The sequence below is a fragment of the Streptomyces sp. NBC_01089 genome (assembly GCF_045162975.1).
Taxonomy (GTDB): Bacteria; Actinomycetota; Actinomycetes; order Streptomycetales; family Streptomycetaceae; genus Streptomyces.
In genome coordinates this window covers 3,281,792-3,297,773 of the sequence record NZ_CP108660.1, presented here as the reverse complement: position 1 = coordinate 3,297,773, position 15,982 = coordinate 3,281,792, and the positions used below count along the sequence as shown (strand labels likewise).

The following is a 15,982-nucleotide window of genomic DNA, read 5'->3' as shown; positions in this document are numbered from 1 at the left end:
GCGGAGTCGGCGTCGCTACGGGGTCGGCGTCGCTACCGGGGCGCGGTCGCCCCACAGGAATCCCGTACGTGCAGCCTGGGCAGCAGCGCCAGATGCTGACCCGGTTCCTGCCGGCCCTGGTTCTCCCGGTCCTGCTGCTCCGGTGTCCTGCCGCGTGGCCCCGTGCTCAGCCGCTCGACCAGCATCCGGGTCCCGTACAGCCCGACCTGGCGTTTCGGTGGAGCCACCGCGGTGAGCGGAGTGTCCGCGAGGGCGGCCACCTCGTCGTCGTAGGCGACCAGGGCCAGATCCTCCGGCACGCGTACGCCCAACTCGGCCAGGCGCTGCACCAGATGGATGGCGTCCACGTCGTTGTGGACCAGTGCCGCCGTCACGCCGCCCGTGGTCACCGCGGTCTGCACAGCGCGTACGGCCTCCTCGAAGCGGCCCCGGTCGAGTTCGGCCGGCACCGAATCGATCACGGGGCGCGGCTGTTCCAGGCCGAGTGCGCCCAGTGCCTCGTCGTAACCGGCCCGTACCGCGAGCGCGGTCGGACTGTCCGCGCGGGCGACCAGCAGCGGTGCGCCGTGGCCGAGGCCGACCAGATGGCGCACGGCCAGCAGCACTCCGTGCCGGTGGTCGGAACACACCCGGTCCATGTCGTCGAGGGTGCTGCCCAGTGCGGGCTGCCGTTCCAGCAGCACGGCAGGCACCGGCAGCTCCGACATCCAGTCGCCGTAAGCCGCCTGGTCACCCGCGGCCTGCCAGCCCGGCGCGATCAGCAGTCCCTCCGCGCCCGCCGCCAGCAGGCCCTCGCTGCGGGCCTTGTCCTCCTTGGGGCGGTAGTCGGAGATGCGGAGGATCAGCCGCGCACCGGCCTGGGCGGCCGCGTCGTGCGCACCTCTGATCACCTCGGCGAAGTAGTACGTGGCCGACGGAGCCAGCAGCCCGAGGACCAGGCCGCCGCCTCCGGGCGCTGCTCCTGTTCCGGCCGCGGACGCCGCGGACCGCGGCCAGGAGACCGAACCGTGCACCCGGTCGAGCAGGCCGCGCTCCGCCAGCGTCTCGACGTCCCGCCGGACCGTGACGGGGGAGACGCCGAGCTGCCCCGCGAGATCGGAGACGCGGGCCGACCCCTGCTCCCGTACGAGCTCAAGCAGTCGGTCATGGCGTTCGTCGGCACTCTCGCGCACGGCGGCGGTCCCCCTCGCGGTCTGGTGGCCGGCTGTGTGGTGGCCGGCGGTGTGTGGGTGGCTGGGTGTAAGCGGCGGTGTGTGGGCGGCTGGGTGGTGGGTGTGGCCGGTCGGACAGGGGTGGATGCCACGGCCAGACCCTAATGCACTTTGATCGAACGATGGGAGTTTCGATCATTCGTCACTCTTCCATTGACGTTCGATCATCCGTGGGTTCAAGATTCCGGGCGACAGCGACGCCGAAGTCCGCCTCCAGGGAGCATCATGCTGAGCCCGAACTCGTCGAGCCGGCCCGGCCCGTCCGGCCCATGCGGCCGGCTCAGCTCGTACACCGGCTGGACCCGTGCCGACTGGGAGGCCGCGGCCGATGAACTGCTGCTGGCCGTGCGGCCCTACGCTTCGCCCCGTCATGGTCTGATCAATCTCCCTGGCCACCGGCCCAGTTGGTCGGGCCCGCGCTCCGACGGCCTCGAAGGGTACGCCCGCACCTGGCTCCTTGCCGCCTTCCGGGTCGCGGGCGCGGAGGGCCACGACCCGCACGGCTTCCTCCCGCGTTACGCCGAGGGCCTCGTCGCGGGCACGTCGCCCGGCCCGGATGGGGCAGCCCCGGGCCATACCGACCCCCGCGATACGGACTCCCGCGATACGGATCCCCGCTATACCGACCCCCGCGATGTGGCCCCCGAGGACGCGGACCCCGAGGACACGGACCCCGAGGACGCGGACCCCGGGGACGCGGATCGGTGGCCCCGGATCGCTGACACGCGGCAGGCCGTCGTGGAATCCGCATCGGTCGCGCTCGGACTGCGCCTCACGCGGCCCTGGCTCTGGGACACGCTCGACGTCCGCACACAGCAGCAGGTCGTCGACTGGCTGCTGCCGGCGCTCGGCCCGTCACCCGTCAACAACAACTGGTGGCTCTTCGGCCTCACCGTCGCCGGTTTCCTGCAGGACGCCGGGATCGAGACCGACCGCGCGCGGCAGACGATCGACCGTGCGTTGGAACGTATCGAGGAGTGGTGGCTCGGCGAGGGCTGGTACAGCGATGGCCCCAACCGTTCCTTCGACCACTACAACGCCTGGGCGATGCACTTCTACCCGGTCCTGCACGCCCATCTCAGCGGCGACCAGGAACTGCTCGCCCGGTACGGGCCCCGGCTGCACGCGCATCTCGACGCGTATACACGGATGTTCGGCGCGGACGGTGCCCCGATGCCGTACGGCCGCTCCCTCACCTACCGTTTCGCCGCCGCGGCCGCGCCCTGGCTCGGCGCCATGACCGGCCACACCCCGCTGACACCCGGCGCCACCCGCCGCCTGGCCTCCGGAACCCTGCGGTACTTCCTGGACGGGGATGTGGATCTGGATAGGGAAAAGGGCGAAGACGAGGACAGAGCCCTGCCGAATGGATCTGGGCAGCCGAATCGTTCTGGGCACGCGAGCCCGGCCCAGGCGGCCCCGGTCGACAAGACAGCCCCGGCAACTCCGGTAAGCCCGGCCGGCCCCAGCTCGTCGCCGCGCCGTCGCGCGACCGACGCACGCGGGCTGCTCACTCTGGGCTGGCACGGCCCGTACGAACCGATCATCCAGTCGTACTCGGGCCCCGCATCGCCCTACTGGGCGTCCAAGGGTTTCCTCGGGCTGCTGATGCCCGCGGGCCATCCGGTCTGGACCGCGGCGGAGGAGGCACTGCCGGCCGAGACGGCCGACGCCGTGACCGTGCTGGGCCCGCCCGCCATGCTGATCCAGTCCACTGCGGCGGACGGTCTCGTACGTCTCCACAACCACGGCAGCAACCACGTCGGTGAGGACGACGACCCGGGGTACTCCCGTTACGCGTACTCCACCCGCACCGGATTCACGGCCGCCGAAACGGCCGCCGACAAGGCCGGCGACAAGGCCGGCACTCGGCCAGGCGCCCCGCTCGCATCGCCCCGCGACAATCACTTCGCACTCATCGTCGACGGCGAGTGCACGCCTCGCGGCCCGGCCACGCCCCTTGCCTCCGGGCCCGGTTGGTTGGCGTCCATGACCGCACCGCTGTCCGGCGTACGAATCGTCTCCGCCACGGTGGCCCACGGCCGCGCGGAGATCCGCGTGCATCTGGTCGTCGGAGCAGACGCGGGCACCCCGGTACGCCAGACCGGTTGGGCGTGCACCCCCGGCCGTCGGACCGATGGGGCCCCCGAGCACCAGACCGGTAGGGCCTCCCAGTCGGCTGTCCAGCCGATCGCCCAGCTCCACCCCCTCCACGGTTACACCGGAACCGCCCGCCAACTCGCCGCAGGGTCAACCATGTTCGGCCCGAGCGCGCAGGTTCTCGCGCTCGACGGCGTCACCACCACACCCGAGTCACTCTTCGTCAGCCTCGCCTCGCTCACCGCCGAGCCGGACCCCGCGCCCGCCGCAGCCCTCGCGAACATCCATGTCAGCGATCCCCACACGATCCACGTGACCTGGCAGGACGGTACTTCCGCCGTACTGCAACTCCCGGAACTCCCGGAGGAACGATGAGACTTCGCCCTGCGCACACCCCTCTGACCCCGGCCTCCCTCACCACCCGTGCGACAACGCGCCGGGGAGCATCCGGACGGACAGCATCCGGACGCTCTGCGGCGACCAGTCTGGCAGCGACCGGGCTGGGAGCAGCGGGCATGGCGATCAGCGGACTGGCCATATCCGGACTGGTCATGACCGGACTCGCCACCCCCGCTCAGGCGGCGGCTCCCCACCCCGGAGCCACCTTCCACGTCGACTGCTCGGCCGCCCCCGCCGTCCCCGCCACACCCATACCCACACCCGCATCCCCGGCCCGGAGCGACGGCACGGCGCGCCACCCCTGGACCACCCTTGACCAGGCCAACGCCCACACCTACGCCCCCGGCGACCGTCTCCTCTTCAAACGAGGCACGACGTGCACAGGTTCCCTCGCCCCGAAGGGAGCCGGATCGGCCCGCGCCCCCTTCACCATCGCCCCCTACGGCCCCGGCAACGGCCGCGCCGCGATCGACGGTGCGGGCGCGCACGACGCCGTACTGCTCTCCAACACCCAGTACGTCCACCTGACCGGCCTGGAAATCACCAATGCCGCGGACCCCGGCAGCGAGCGCAACGCCGTCCGGCTCCGCCTCACCGACTACGGCACCGCTCACGGCTTCGAGATCGACCACCTCTACATCCACGATGTCCGAGGCGGGGACGCCAAGACCCTGACCGGTTCCAGCGCCATCCATATCGACGTCGAGGGCACGGCGAAGGCCAGCAGCTACGACGGCCTGGACATCCACCACAACCGTATCGAGGACGTCGACCGCGAGGGCATCTACTTCAAGTCGACCTTCTCCAAACGCGATCTGGTCGGCGAGCAGCAGGACCCCAGCGTCTACCCGGGCGCCTGGACCCCGTCCACCGGCGTCCGTGTCCACGACAACACCCTGAAGTCCATCGGCGGCGACGGGATGAAGCTGGACACCACCAGCGGCGCGGTCGTGGAGCGCAACCGGGTCGACGGATTCCAGCTGCGCTCGCCCTCCGCCAACGCGGGCATCTGGACGTTCAACACCGATGACACCCTGATTCAGCACAACGAGGTGTCGGGCGGCGGGAACAGCCACGACGGCATGTCCTTCGACGCGGACGGAGCCTCCAGCCACACCGTCTTCCAGTACAACTACAGCCACGACAACAAGGGCGGCTTCCTGCTGGTCTGCCCGTACAGCGGGGCGAAGACGGTCGACACGGTCGCCCGCTACAACATCAGCCACAACGACGGCACCCGGCTGCTCCAGAACTGCGCGGGCCCCATCCTCAACACCCAGATCTACAACAACTCCTTCTCCAACAAGGAGACCATCCCCGGATATCTGGTCCAGGACGACAACAGCAGCCCCGCCACCACCCAGCACGAGCAGCACATCCGCAACAACATCTTCGTGAGCGGCGGCACCGGCGGCTACGGCTTCTCCAACCCGACAGCCGGCCTGGCGCTCGACCACAACGCGTTCTACGGGATCGACGTGACCCGCCCCGACCCGGGCGGCATCACCTCCGACCCGCTGCTGCGCGGCGACTTCCGCCTGTCGAAGGGCTCACCCGCCATCGGCGCGGGAACGGCCGTCCCCGACAACGGCGGCAGGGACTACTTCGGCAACAGGCTGAAGCCGGGCGCACCCAACATCGGCGCCTACGCCGGGCCGGGCCTCACCCGCTGAGCAGGGCCTGGCCGACGGCCGAGGGAAAGCCGTTGCCGACGGCCGAGGGAAAGCCGTTGCCGGCGGTCGAGGAAAGCCGTTGCCGACGGCCCTCACCGCTGAGAGCCCTTGCCGCTGAAGGCGCTTACTACTGAGAACCCGGCCGCATGCCCGGAAACCGATACCCCGGAAGCCCTTACTGAGGACCGTACTTGCGGCCTGTCTTGGAGGTGACCCCTCCGAGCAGGCCGCGCGGCGCCAGCTTCACCGCGCCCATCATCGCCTTGTACCGGGGGTCGGGAATCGACAGCGACTTCCCGCGCGCGAGATCGGCGAGCGCCGCGGCCACCACCTTGTCGGCGTCCAGCCACATCCACCCCGGGATGTTGTCCGTCCCCATGCCCGCCCGCTCATGGAACTCCGTACGCACGAATCCCGGGCACAGCACCATCAGGCGTACGCCCGAGCCCGCCAGGTCCCTGGCCGCGCCCTGGGTGAACTGCACGACCCATGCCTTCGAAGCGCCGTACGTCCCGCGCGGCAGGAACGCCGCCACCGACGCCACGTTGACGATGCCGCCGCGGCCCCGCGCCCGCATCGCCGGCACCGCGGCGGAGGTCAGCCGCAGAACTGCCTCGCAGTGCACTTTGAGCATGGTCAGTTCCTCGGACATCGGGACATCGAGAAACTGGCCCTTGTTGCCGAATCCGGCGTTGTTGATCAGCAGGTCGATCGCGTTCCGGGAGTCCGCGAGACGCTTCTCGACGAGGGAGATGCCGTCATCGGTGCCGAGATCCGCCGTCAGCACCTCGGCCTCGATGCCGTGCCGGTCGTGCAGTTCGGTCGCCTGCTCCTGCAACCGTTCGGTATTGCGTGCCACCAGAACGAGGTTGTGGCCGTCCGTCGCCAGTCGCCGCGCGAAGGCGGCTCCGATTCCCGCTGTCGCGCCCGTGATCAGTGCTGTCGTCATGGGCGGAACGTTAGTCCGCCCGCCCGGTCCGCCACCGTGCCCCACCTCGGCGCACCTCGGCGCACCACCGTGACCCACCGCCCTGACCCACGGCCGTGCCCCACCGCCTCGGTCCACAGCCTTGTCCCGTACCTCGTCAGGCCGAACTCGCGTGCTTGTCCGCGTAGTCACGCGCCACACCCAGCAGCCCCGACTCCATCCACTCCGCCGCCACCAGCGTCCGGGGCAGCAGTTCGCGCTCGACCGTCGCCGCGCGGAAGAGCAGCGCCACGGTGATGTCGTGCTCCGGGCGGTGTACGACCTCGACCGGGTCGCCCGCGCTGAAAGCGCCCGGCCGGATCACCCGCAGCAGTGCTCCGGGCGCCCCGGCCAGAGTGAAGCGCTTGACCCACCCCGGCTCGCCCACATGCCCCTGGAACGTGCGGCAGGGAATGCGCCCACCGGTGACCTCGAGCACCACATCGGGGCCCACCCGCCACCGTTCACCGATGAGCGCGCCGCTCACATCGACACCGCAGGTGGTGAGGTTCTCGGCGAATGAGCCGTCGGCGAGCGGCCGCCCCAGCTCCTGCTCCCAGGTGTCCAGGTCCTCGCGCGCGAAGGCGTACACCGCACGGTCGTCGCCGCCGTGGAAACGCAGATCGCAGACCGCGTCACCCTCGACCCCACTGGCCCCCTCCCCCTTGGGGCCCGGCTGGAAGACCCGTACGGGACCCTCGACCGGCCGTTTGTCGACGCCGGTCCTGCCGCCCTCGGCGTCCGTGTACGCGGCGGTTCTGGCCCGCCCCACATTCACTGACAGAAGTCTCATGACAGGAGGCTAGAGGCTCGCCGGCCCAGGGCTCCTGCCGACCGGCTCGGCCAGGGCCCGCTCCGCGAACAAAAACACCGCCCCATGGCCACGGCGGTCATAGCCGGCCTGTGTCATAGCCGGTGCGCGGTAATCCGCATCGCCCCCAAGAATCGCTTATGCTTACCGCATGATCGAGGCCCGTCATCTCCGCGTCCTGCGAGCCGTCGCGACCACTGGATCCTTCTCCGCGGCCGCCCGCGAACTGGGCTGCACCCAGCCTGCGGTCAGCCAGCAGATGAAGGCCCTGGAGGCGTCATCGGGCACGACGCTGCTGATCCGCACGGGCCGCGAAATGCGCCTCACGCAGGCGGGCGAAGCGCTGGTCCGCCACGCCGGCGGCATCCTCGCCGGGCTCACGGCCGCCGAGGAAGAGGTCGCCGCCATCGCCGGGCTGCGCGCGGGCCGGGTGCGGCTGGTGTCGTTCCCCAGCGGCAGTTCGACCCTGGTGCCCACCGCTCTGGCGGCGCTGCGGGCCGCCCACCCCGGTACCCGGGTCTCGCTGGTCGAGGGGGAGCCGCCGCGCTCCGTCGAGATGGTGCGCGACGGGGACTGCGATGTGGCGCTCGCCTTCCGCTACGGGCCCGCCACGGACGAGTGGGACGACCTGGTCGTACGGCCGCTGCTCACCGACCGCATGGTCGGCCTGGTCCCGGCCGGGCACCGGCTGGCCGACGCGGACGCCATCACGGTGGGGGACCTGGCCGACGAGTCGTGGATCGCGGGGTGTCCGCGCTGCCGCCGGCAGCTGGTCGAGGTCTGCGAGAGTGCGGGCTTCACGCCCCGGATCGACTTCGCCACGGACGACTACCCGGCAGTGATCGGCCTGGTCGGCGCCGGGCTCGGGGTGGCGGTGCTGCCGGAGCTGGCGATCGAGTCGGTACGGCCCATGGGCGCGAGGACGGTATCGGTGGAACCGGCGGTCCAGCGCGAGATCGTCGCACTGACGCTTCCGGATCTGGCCCAGGTTCCCGCCGTCGCGGCGACTCTGGACCGGCTGGCCCGCGCCGCCGCGCGCTGAACCGCGCACCGCCGAAACGGGGCCGGGCGCCGACCCGGCCGGCCGGACGCGGCGTTCGAACGGATGCGGTGGAGCAGACGCAGACGTGGAGCAGACGTGGAGCAGACACGGCTGGCGTGTGAAAACGGGGCGGCCGTGTGAGAACAGGGCGTGCAGAAGCGGCACGCAGAAGCGGGCACACAGAAGCGGCCACACAGGAGCGAGCACGCAGAAGCGGACATGCGGCAAGGCATGCGGAGGCCGAGAGACCGGGAGGCCGTGTTCAGCAGACGGGTGCGCAGGAACGTTTCCCCTCAAGGCATCCTGCGCTGAACGCTAAGCGGGCCCGGACCCGTTCGGGGTCGCGGCGGTGATCAGTCGGTTGCGGGCGCGCCCCATCAGCTCCTCACGTTCGTCCTCGGTCAGGCCGCCCCACACCCCGTAGGGCTCGCGTACGGCAAGTGCGTGCGCCGCGCACTCGGCGCGGACCGGGCAGCGCATGCACACCTCTTTGGCCGAGGTCTCACGCGCGCTGCGCGCAGCGCCCCGTTCGCCCTCCGGGTGGAAGAAGAGCGAGCTGTCCACCCCGCGGCAGGCCGCGAGGAGCTGCCAGTCCCATAGGTCGGCATTGGGTCCGGGAAGGCGGGAAAAATCTGCCATTGCTTGTCCCCTTGAAGCCGTTGCTGAGGCGGGGGCGGTGATGTCGACCGCACCCGCGACCGTCCATCCACGATGTAAGTAGATGTAAATATGACTCATTACGAATCTAGCCATAGACACCAGCAAAATGGAAGAAAAGCAGCTGAACGGGTCATTACCTTTCAAACTAGACAATTGGGGTGTGGGACTCTGCTCCGCGACCGAGTCCTCACGTAGAGTGTCGAAGGCGGCCGTCCGGCCCGTAACTCTTTCGAGTGACCATCGTTGAGAGTGCGTGGGCGGTTGAAACAAGAAGCGCTCGGGCACATGTCCGAGAGGCGTCGACCGCACAGGTGACGATTAGTACCCAGCCTGGAGGCTCAAGGTGACGCGCATCAGCTGCGGAGGGCGGTCATGACATCCGTCCTCGTCTGCGACGATTCCCCGCTTGCCCGAGAAGCGCTCCGTCGAGCGGTCGCGACCGTGCCCGGCGTCGAGCGTGTGACGACGGCGGCCAACGGCGAGGAAGTCCTCCGCCGCTGGGGAGCCGACCGTTCGGACCTGATTCTGATGGACGTACGCATGCCCGGTCTGGGTGGTGTGGAGACGGTGCGCCGGCTCCTCTCGGCAGACCCCGGTGCCCGGATCATCATGCTGACGGTCGCCGAGGATCTGGACGGTGTCGCGCTGGCGGTCGCCGCCGGTGCCCGCGGCTATCTGCACAAGGACGCCTCGCGCGCCGAGCTGCGTGCGACGGTCACGCAGGCGCTCGCCGATCCGACCTGGCGGCTCGCTCCCCGACGGCTCCGTTCGGCCGAAATGGGCGCGGCTCCCACGCTCACTGCGCGTGAGATCCAGGTGCTCGAAGGGATGAGTCACGGCCGGTCGAACGCGGAGATCGGCCGGGAGCTCTTCCTCTCCGAGGACACGGTGAAGACGCACGCCAGGCGGCTGTTCAAGAAGCTCGGCGCCTCGGACCGTGCGCATGCCGTGGCGCTCGGTTTCCGGTGGGGCCTGGTTCGTTAGACGGTGACCGGCAGTACCCCCGTCCGCTCGGTGGCGGACGGGGTGGCGGACGCCCCAACTCTGTTTCCCGCGCGATGCCGCATCCTTGAGGTGTGGAGTTCCTCGGGGACGAGTCGTTCGAGCGGGAGGGGAGGGCGCAGCGGATGAGTTCCGGCGCACCTGCTCATAACGCTTCAGTGCACAACTACGAGCGCGGTGAAGCGGATGGTTCGGTGCCAAGGCACCATGGACCGATGCGCGACGACGAGGCTGCGAACGGCCAGGGAACCATCGGCGCGCTCGTCCATCTCGCTGTCGACGGAGACCAGCAGGCCACGCACGACCTGCTGGCGCACGTCCACCCGCTGGCCCTGCGCTACTGCCGTACGCGGCTGAACCGGCTGCCGGGCGATGCCCGCCATTTCGTGGAGGACCTCGCGCAGGAGGTCTGTGTCGCCGTTCTGATGGCGCTGCCGCGCTACAAGGACACCGGCAGGCCCTTCGAAGCTTTCGTTTTCGCCATCGCCACCCACAAGGTCGCCGACCTTCAGCGGGCGGCCATGCGCCATCCCGGGTCGACGGCCGTGCCGTCGGACGAGATGCCCGAGCGGCCGGACGATTCGCTCGGCCCCGAGGAGCGTGCGCTGCTCAGCAGCGATGCCGCCTGGGCCAGGAAACTGCTGGCCAACCTCCCGGAGAACCAGCGCGAGCTGCTGGTGCTGCGGGTCGCCGTGGGGCTGACCGCCGAGGAGACCGGGCAGATGCTGGGGATGTCGCCGGGGGCCGTGCGGGTAGCTCAGCACCGTGCGCTGAGCCGGTTGCGGGCGCTGGCCGAGCAGTAGCGGGTACGTCGCCGAGCAGCAGGCGGCAGGTGGCAGGCGCGGGGCCGGTCGCCAGGACATTCGTCACAGCTGCCGGTCACCGGTGATCAGCTCGGGCTGCCGGAAGCCGGCGGCAAGCACCGGTGGCCCCTTCCGTTCGCCCCGCGCAGCCACCGGCAGACACCAGCAGTCGCCCCTGCCCACCGGCAGGCCGGGCACCTCTCGGCACCCCGGGGCGCTCCGGTCGGTAGAAACCTCCAAGGATTCCGGATCGGGCTGATCGTGGAATGAGACGCCCCTCGGGCCCGTTAGCATGGACATCCGCACCGATCAAGGCCATTTGGGGAAGGTGTCATGACTGCAAACGTCGACGGAGTGCCCGAGAAATTCGCGACGCTCGGGCTGACATACGACGACGTGCTGCTGCTGCCGGGCGCATCGGAAGTGCTCCCGAACGCTGTCGACACCTCGTCCAGGATCTCGCGGAACGTCACCGTGAACATCCCGCTGCTGTCCGCCGCGATGGACAAGGTCACCGAGGCCCGGATGGCCATCGCCATGGCCCGGCAGGGCGGCGTCGGTGTGCTGCACCGCAATCTTTCGATCGAGGACCAGGCCAACCAGGTCGATCTGGTCAAGCGCTCCGAGTCCGGCATGGTCACCGACCCGATCACGGTGCACCCCGACGCGACGCTGCGCGAGGCCGATGAGCTGTGCGCCAAGTTCCGTATCAGCGGCGTCCCGGTGACCGACCCGGCGGGCAAGCTCCTCGGTATCGTCACCAACCGCGACATGGCGTTCGAGTCGGACCGCAACCGCCAGGTGCGTGAGGTCATGACGCCGATGCCGCTGGTGACCGGCAAGGTCGGCATCTCCGGCGCCGACGCCATGCAGCTGCTGCGCCGCCACAAGATCGAGAAGCTTCCGCTGGTCAACGACGCGGGCATCCTCAAGGGCCTGATCACGGTCAAGGACTTCGTCAAGGCCGAGAAGTACCCGAACGCGGCGAAGGACGCCGAGGGCAGGCTCCTCGTCGGCGCGGCCGTCGGTGCGAGCCCGGAGGCGCTGGACCGCGCCCAGGCGCTCGCCGAGGCCGGAGCCGACTTCCTGATCGTCGACACCTCGCACGGTCACAACAGCAACGCGCTCAACTGGATGGCGAAGATCAAGTCGGGCGTCTCCGTGGACGTCATCGGCGGGAACGTCGCCACCCGTGACGGCGCCCAGGCGCTGGTCGACGCGGGTGTGGACGGCGTCAAGGTCGGTGTCGGACCCGGCTCGATCTGCACCACCCGTGTGGTCGCCGGTATCGGAGTCCCGCAGGTCACCGCGATCTACGAGGCCGCGCTCGCCGCGCGTGCCGCCGGCGTCCCGGTGATCGGTGACGGCGGCCTCCAGTACTCAGGAGACATCGGCAAGGCGCTCGCCGCCGGCGCCGACAGCGTGATGCTGGGCAGCCTGCTCGCCGGGTGCGAGGAGTCGCCGGGTGAGCTGCTGTTCATCAACGGCAAGCAGTTCAAGTCGTACCGGGGCATGGGCTCGCTCGGCGCGATGCAGACCCGCGGCCAGGCCCGCTCGTACTCCAAGGACCGCTACTTCCAGGCCGACGTGTCGTCCGACGACAAGCTCGTGCCCGAGGGCATCGAGGGCCAGGTGCCCTACCGGGGCCCGCTGGGCAATGTCCTGCACCAGCTCGTCGGCGGTCTGCGCCAGACGATGGGCTATGTGGGCGCGGCCAGCGTCGACCAGATGGAGAGCAAGGGCCGGTTCGTCCGGATCACGTCGGCTGGGCTCAAGGAGAGCCACCCGCACGACATCCAGATGACCGTCGAGGCGCCGAACTACGCACGGCGCTGAGGCGTACGTACCACCGCGGAAGCCCGCGGGCCGGACGGCCCGCGGGCTTCCGCGCGCGCGTCGGGGATACTGGAACGGCATACGTAGAGGGAAAGGCCACACATCGTGACTGAGATCGAGATCGGGCGCGGCAAGCGCGGCCGCAGGGCGTACGCGTTCGACGACATCGCCATCGTGCCGAGCCGGCGCACCCGGGACCCGAAGGAGGTCTCGATCGCCTGGCAGATCGATGCCTACCGGTTCGAGCTGCCGTTCCTGGCCGCTCCGATGGACTCGGTCGTGTCCCCGCAGACCGCCATCCGCATCGGTGAGATGGGCGGCCTCGGGGTGCTGAACCTCGAAGGTCTGTGGACGCGGTACGAGGACCCGCAGCCGCTGCTCGACGAGATCGCCGGACTCGACGAGGAGACCGCGACGCGGCGGCTCCAGGAGATCTACGCGGCTCCGATCCAGGAGGACCTGATCGGCCTGCGGATCAAGGAGGTGCGCGACTCGGGTGTGGTCACCGCGGCCGCGCTCTCCCCGCAGCGCACCGCCCAGTTCTCGAAGGCGGTCGTGGACGCGGGGGTCGACATCTTCGTCATCCGCGGTACGACGGTCTCCGCCGAGCATGTCTCGGGCGCCGCCGAGCCGCTGAACCTGAAGCAGTTCATCTACGAGCTGGACGTCCCGGTCATCGTGGGCGGCTGTGCGACGTACACGGCCGCGCTGCACCTGATGCGTACCGGAGCGGCCGGGGTGCTCGTCGGCTTCGGCGGCGGCGCCGCGCACACCACGCGCAATGTGCTGGGGATCCAGGTCCCGATGGCGACCGCGGTCGCCGATGTGGCGGCGGCCCGCCGCGACTACATGGACGAGTCCGGCGGCCGCTATGTGCACGTCATCGCGGACGGTGGCGTCGGCTGGTCGGGCGACCTGCCGAAGGCCATCGCCTGCGGTGCTGACTCGGTCATGATCGGCTCGCCGCTGGCCCGCGCGTCGGACGCGCCCGGCAAGGGGCACCACTGGGGCATGGAGGCCGTCCACGAGGACGTGCCGCGTGGCAAGCTGGTGGACCTGGGCATGGTCGGCACGACCGAGGAGGTCCTCGCCGGGCCCTCGCACATCCCGGACGGTTCGATGAACTTCTTCGGGGCGCTGCGCCGCTCGATGGCGACCACCGGGTACAGCGAGCTGAAGGAGTTCCAGCGCGTCGAGGTGACGGTGGCGGACGCCCAGCACAAGCGCTGAGCCGGCGGGGCGGTACCGGCCCGGTACCGCCTGCGTCGTGCTGTGTACAGGCCCGGACCGCGGCTGCGGTCCGGGCTTCGTGCTGGGTGCGCGGGTGCGGGCGGTAGGTGTGTGGCTCAGAGGGCTCGCTTCATACCGGCGAAGGACGCCCCGGCGGCGATCGCGATGAAGAGGTAGCTGAGGAAGTCCGCGTCGGCCCGCCAGGCGTCGTTGAGCAGGCCGAAGTGCTGGAAGAACAGCTCCGGGACGGAGACCGGGAGCTCCTTGGACGCGACGATCGCCTCGCCGAACAGCTGCCCGAAGTAGACGGACGCCAGGGAGAGTACGGCGCCGACGGCCGCGAGTCCCACATGGTCGCCGCCGACCTTGCCGGTGGCGAAGCCGATGAGGAACCCCACGGCGACCGCCGCGTAGCCGAACTCGTGCTTGGTGGCGCCGAGGATGCCTCCGTACGCCGCGCCCACGACCAGGGCGGTGATCACGGCGACGACGATGCCGCCCGCGATGTTGACCTTCGGCGGGGCGGCCTGCGGGGCCATCGGGAAGCCGAAGGCCGGCGGCTGTTGCCCCGGCGGTTGGTACCCGGGCGGTTGGTGCGAGGACGGCTCCGGCGAATGGGGCGGTGGCGCGGGCTGGGTCATGACGTGGTCCCCCTGGATGCATGCGTACGGGTGTGCGAGAAGTGAACGTCGCACGCTAGCAGTCCCGACCGACATCCACACATGACATTCACATACGCCTTTACGCATGCCTTCACGTGCGCCTTTACGCATGCCTTTACGTATGCCTTCACGTGCGCGTTCGCGTGCGCATCTACATGCGCGTTCGCGTGTGTTGTCACGTTTGCCGTCCCGTACCGCGGTCACAGGCGGTGGGCGGCTCCCACCGGGGTGGCTCCTCTGGTGTCGAGCAGGAGCTGGGCCTTCACGGCGAGGCCCTGCAGGTCGTACGTGCGGTGGTGTTGGAGCAGCACGGTCAGATCCGCGCCCGCCGCCGCTTCGTAGAGGGAGTCCGCGCGGGGGACCGGCACGTCGCGGATGCGCCAGTCGGGGACGTACGGGTCGTGGTAGCTCACCGATGCGCCCAGGTCCATCAGCCTGCGGGCGATCTCGCAGGCCGGGGAGTTCTGCTGGTCGGCGAGGTCGGGCTTGTAGGTGACGCCGAGGAGCAGCACACGGGCGCCGCGCGCCGACTTGCCGTGCTCGTTGAGGAGGGTGGCGCAGCGCTGGATGACGTACTGCGGCATCCGGTCGTTGACCTGCTGGGCGAGTTCGACCATGCGCAGCGGGCGGACGGTGTGCGGGGGGCCCGCGGTGTCGACGGGGACGCCGTGGCCGCCGACGCCGGGGCCCGGCCGGAACGGCTGGAAGCCGAAGGGCTTGGTTTCGGCGCAGCGGATGACGTCCCAGAGGTCGACGCCCAGCTCGTGGCAGAGCACGGCCATCTCGTTGACGAGGGCGATGTTGACGTGCCGGTAGTTGGTTTCGAGCAGTTTGGTCATTTCGGCCTCGCGGGGGCCGCGTGCCCTGACGACCTTGTCACTCAACCGGCCGTAGAAGGCGGCCGCGGATTCGGTGCAGGCGGGGGTCAGGCCGCCGATGACCTTGGGTGTCGCCGCGTAGGGGTGGGTCCGGTTGCCGGGGTCGAGGCGGCTGGGGGAGTACGCGAGGTGGAAGTCCCGGCCGGCCCGCAGTCCTGAGCCCTCTTCCAGGAGGGGGCGCAGGATTTCCTCCGTGGTGCCCGGGTAGACGGCCGATTCGACGATGACCGTGGTGTGCGGGCGGAGCCTGGCGGCGAGTGCGCGGGTGGCTTCGGTGACGGGGGCCAGGTCGAGTGCCCGGTCCTCGCCCAGGGGGGTGGGCGCGCAGATGACGGCGGTTCGCACCCGGCCCAGTTCGGCCGGATCGGTGACGGGCCGGAAGCCCCCCGAGAGCATCCGGCGGATGTCGGCCGCGCTGAGGGAGCCGTCGACGGGGGTGTGGCCGGCGGCGAGTTGCAGCAGGCGGCGCGGGTCGGTGTCGTAACCGATGGTTTCGAGACCGGTGGCGACGGCGGCCTGGGCGAGCGGCAGGCCGAGGTGGCCGAGTCCGATCACGGCGAGATCTGCGGGCATGGGTGATCCGTCCTTCCCAATAGCCGGAGGGGGACGAGTGCGCAACTCCTGTGGACAGCGCAATGTCAGGTTAGGAGTAAATATGACCGATTTGCGGTATTGGGCGGGCCTGGGTGTCCGTGTGTTGTCCACAGG

General features: G+C 70.1%; 13 protein-coding genes. 7 read left to right on the top strand and 6 right to left on the bottom strand.

Annotated elements, in window-relative coordinates; all coding sequences use genetic code 11:
- Positions 1 to 32 precede the first annotated feature (32 nt).
- Complete coding sequence (locus tag OG510_RS14445) at positions 33 to 1,172, bottom strand: substrate-binding domain-containing protein (protein WP_406137193.1); 1,140 nt, start codon at positions 1,170 to 1,172, stop codon at positions 33 to 35.
- A 264-nt stretch (positions 1,173 to 1,436) separates the two neighbouring features.
- Between OG510_RS14445 and OG510_RS14440 the strand changes: the two genes are divergently transcribed.
- Positions 1,437 to 3,686, top strand: coding sequence for a DUF2264 domain-containing protein (locus OG510_RS14440; RefSeq protein ID WP_406137191.1), 2,250 nt, complete (start codon positions 1,437 to 1,439; stop codon positions 3,684 to 3,686).
- A gap of 140 nt (positions 3,687 to 3,826) precedes the next feature.
- On the top strand, positions 3,827 to 5,383 hold the full coding sequence (locus tag OG510_RS14435) for a right-handed parallel beta-helix repeat-containing protein (protein ID WP_406137189.1): 1,557 nt from the start codon (positions 3,827 to 3,829) through the stop codon (positions 5,381 to 5,383).
- A gap of 175 nt (positions 5,384 to 5,558) precedes the next feature.
- On the opposite strand, the gene OG510_RS14430 is transcribed toward OG510_RS14435, so the two are convergent.
- Positions 5,559 to 6,332 (bottom strand): SDR family NAD(P)-dependent oxidoreductase, encoded by a 774-nt coding sequence (locus OG510_RS14430; protein WP_406137187.1) that lies wholly within the window; start codon positions 6,330 to 6,332, stop codon positions 5,559 to 5,561.
- Between the two features lie 136 nt (positions 6,333 to 6,468).
- A complete protein-coding gene (locus OG510_RS14425) occupies positions 6,469 to 7,143 on the bottom strand; it encodes an MOSC domain-containing protein (RefSeq protein ID WP_406137185.1) in 675 nt (224 codons plus the stop codon).
- Between the two features lie 169 nt (positions 7,144 to 7,312).
- Between OG510_RS14425 and OG510_RS14420 the strand changes: the two genes are divergently transcribed.
- Positions 7,313 to 8,203, top strand: coding sequence for a LysR family transcriptional regulator (locus OG510_RS14420; RefSeq protein WP_406137183.1), 891 nt, complete (start codon positions 7,313 to 7,315; stop codon positions 8,201 to 8,203).
- A gap of 315 nt (positions 8,204 to 8,518) precedes the next feature.
- On the opposite strand, the gene OG510_RS14415 is transcribed toward OG510_RS14420, so the two are convergent.
- Positions 8,519 to 8,842, bottom strand: coding sequence for a WhiB family transcriptional regulator (locus OG510_RS14415; RefSeq protein WP_164262592.1), 324 nt, complete (start codon positions 8,840 to 8,842; stop codon positions 8,519 to 8,521).
- A gap of 393 nt (positions 8,843 to 9,235) precedes the next feature.
- On the opposite strand from OG510_RS14415, the gene OG510_RS14410 reads away from it, so the two are divergent.
- The 4 genes from OG510_RS14410 (at position 9,236) to OG510_RS14395 (ending at position 13,734) form a co-directional block, all read left to right on the top strand.
- Positions 9,236 to 9,847 (top strand): response regulator transcription factor, encoded by a 612-nt coding sequence (locus OG510_RS14410; RefSeq protein ID WP_003948568.1) that lies wholly within the window; start codon positions 9,236 to 9,238, stop codon positions 9,845 to 9,847.
- Positions 9,848 to 10,080: 233 nt separating this feature from the next.
- Positions 10,081 to 10,668, top strand: a complete 588-nt coding sequence (locus OG510_RS14405) for a sigma-70 family RNA polymerase sigma factor (protein WP_164262594.1) — start codon at positions 10,081 to 10,083, stop codon at positions 10,666 to 10,668.
- 333 nt (positions 10,669 to 11,001) lie between these two features.
- Entirely contained in the window at positions 11,002 to 12,504 is a 1,503-nt protein-coding gene (guaB, locus tag OG510_RS14400; RefSeq protein WP_164262596.1) for an IMP dehydrogenase, read from the top strand.
- A gap of 105 nt (positions 12,505 to 12,609) precedes the next feature.
- Positions 12,610 to 13,734, top strand: a complete 1,125-nt coding sequence (locus tag OG510_RS14395) for a GuaB3 family IMP dehydrogenase-related protein (RefSeq protein ID WP_164262598.1) — start codon at positions 12,610 to 12,612, stop codon at positions 13,732 to 13,734.
- Positions 13,735 to 13,850: 116 nt separating this feature from the next.
- On the opposite strand, the gene OG510_RS14390 is transcribed toward OG510_RS14395, so the two are convergent.
- A complete protein-coding gene (locus tag OG510_RS14390; RefSeq protein WP_406137180.1) occupies positions 13,851 to 14,375 on the bottom strand; it encodes a hypothetical protein in 525 nt (174 codons plus the stop codon).
- Between the two features lie 221 nt (positions 14,376 to 14,596).
- Entirely contained in the window at positions 14,597 to 15,847 is a 1,251-nt protein-coding gene (locus tag OG510_RS14385; protein ID WP_406137178.1) for a nucleotide sugar dehydrogenase, read from the bottom strand.
- Positions 15,848 to 15,982 lie beyond the last annotated feature (135 nt).

What these genes read in the sequence shown, in the direction of transcription:
- OG510_RS14440 (WP_406137191.1), top strand. Translation starts at nt 1,437, where the DNA reads ATGCTGAGCCCGAACTCGTCGAGCCGGCCCGGCCCGTCCGGCCCATGC.
- OG510_RS14410 (WP_003948568.1), top strand. Translation starts at nt 9,236, where the DNA reads ATGACATCCGTCCTCGTCTGCGACGATTCCCCGCTTGCCCGAGAAGCG.
- OG510_RS14415 (WP_164262592.1), bottom strand. Translation starts at nt 8,842, where the DNA reads ATGGCAGATTTTTCCCGCCTTCCCGGACCCAATGCCGACCTATGGGAC.
- OG510_RS14425 (WP_406137185.1), bottom strand. Translation starts at nt 7,143, where the DNA reads ATGAGACTTCTGTCAGTGAATGTGGGGCGGGCCAGAACCGCCGCGTAC.
- OG510_RS14430 (WP_406137187.1), bottom strand. Translation starts at nt 6,332, where the DNA reads ATGACGACAGCACTGATCACGGGCGCGACAGCGGGAATCGGAGCCGCC.
- OG510_RS14420 (WP_406137183.1), top strand. Translation starts at nt 7,313, where the DNA reads ATGATCGAGGCCCGTCATCTCCGCGTCCTGCGAGCCGTCGCGACCACT.
- OG510_RS14385 (WP_406137178.1), bottom strand. Translation starts at nt 15,847, where the DNA reads ATGCCCGCAGATCTCGCCGTGATCGGACTCGGCCACCTCGGCCTGCCG.
- guaB (WP_164262596.1), top strand. Translation starts at nt 11,002, where the DNA reads ATGACTGCAAACGTCGACGGAGTGCCCGAGAAATTCGCGACGCTCGGG.
- OG510_RS14405 (WP_164262594.1), top strand. Translation starts at nt 10,081, where the DNA reads ATGCGCGACGACGAGGCTGCGAACGGCCAGGGAACCATCGGCGCGCTC.
- OG510_RS14390 (WP_406137180.1), bottom strand. Translation starts at nt 14,375, where the DNA reads ATGACCCAGCCCGCGCCACCGCCCCATTCGCCGGAGCCGTCCTCGCAC.
- OG510_RS14435 (WP_406137189.1), top strand. Translation starts at nt 3,827, where the DNA reads ATGGCGATCAGCGGACTGGCCATATCCGGACTGGTCATGACCGGACTC.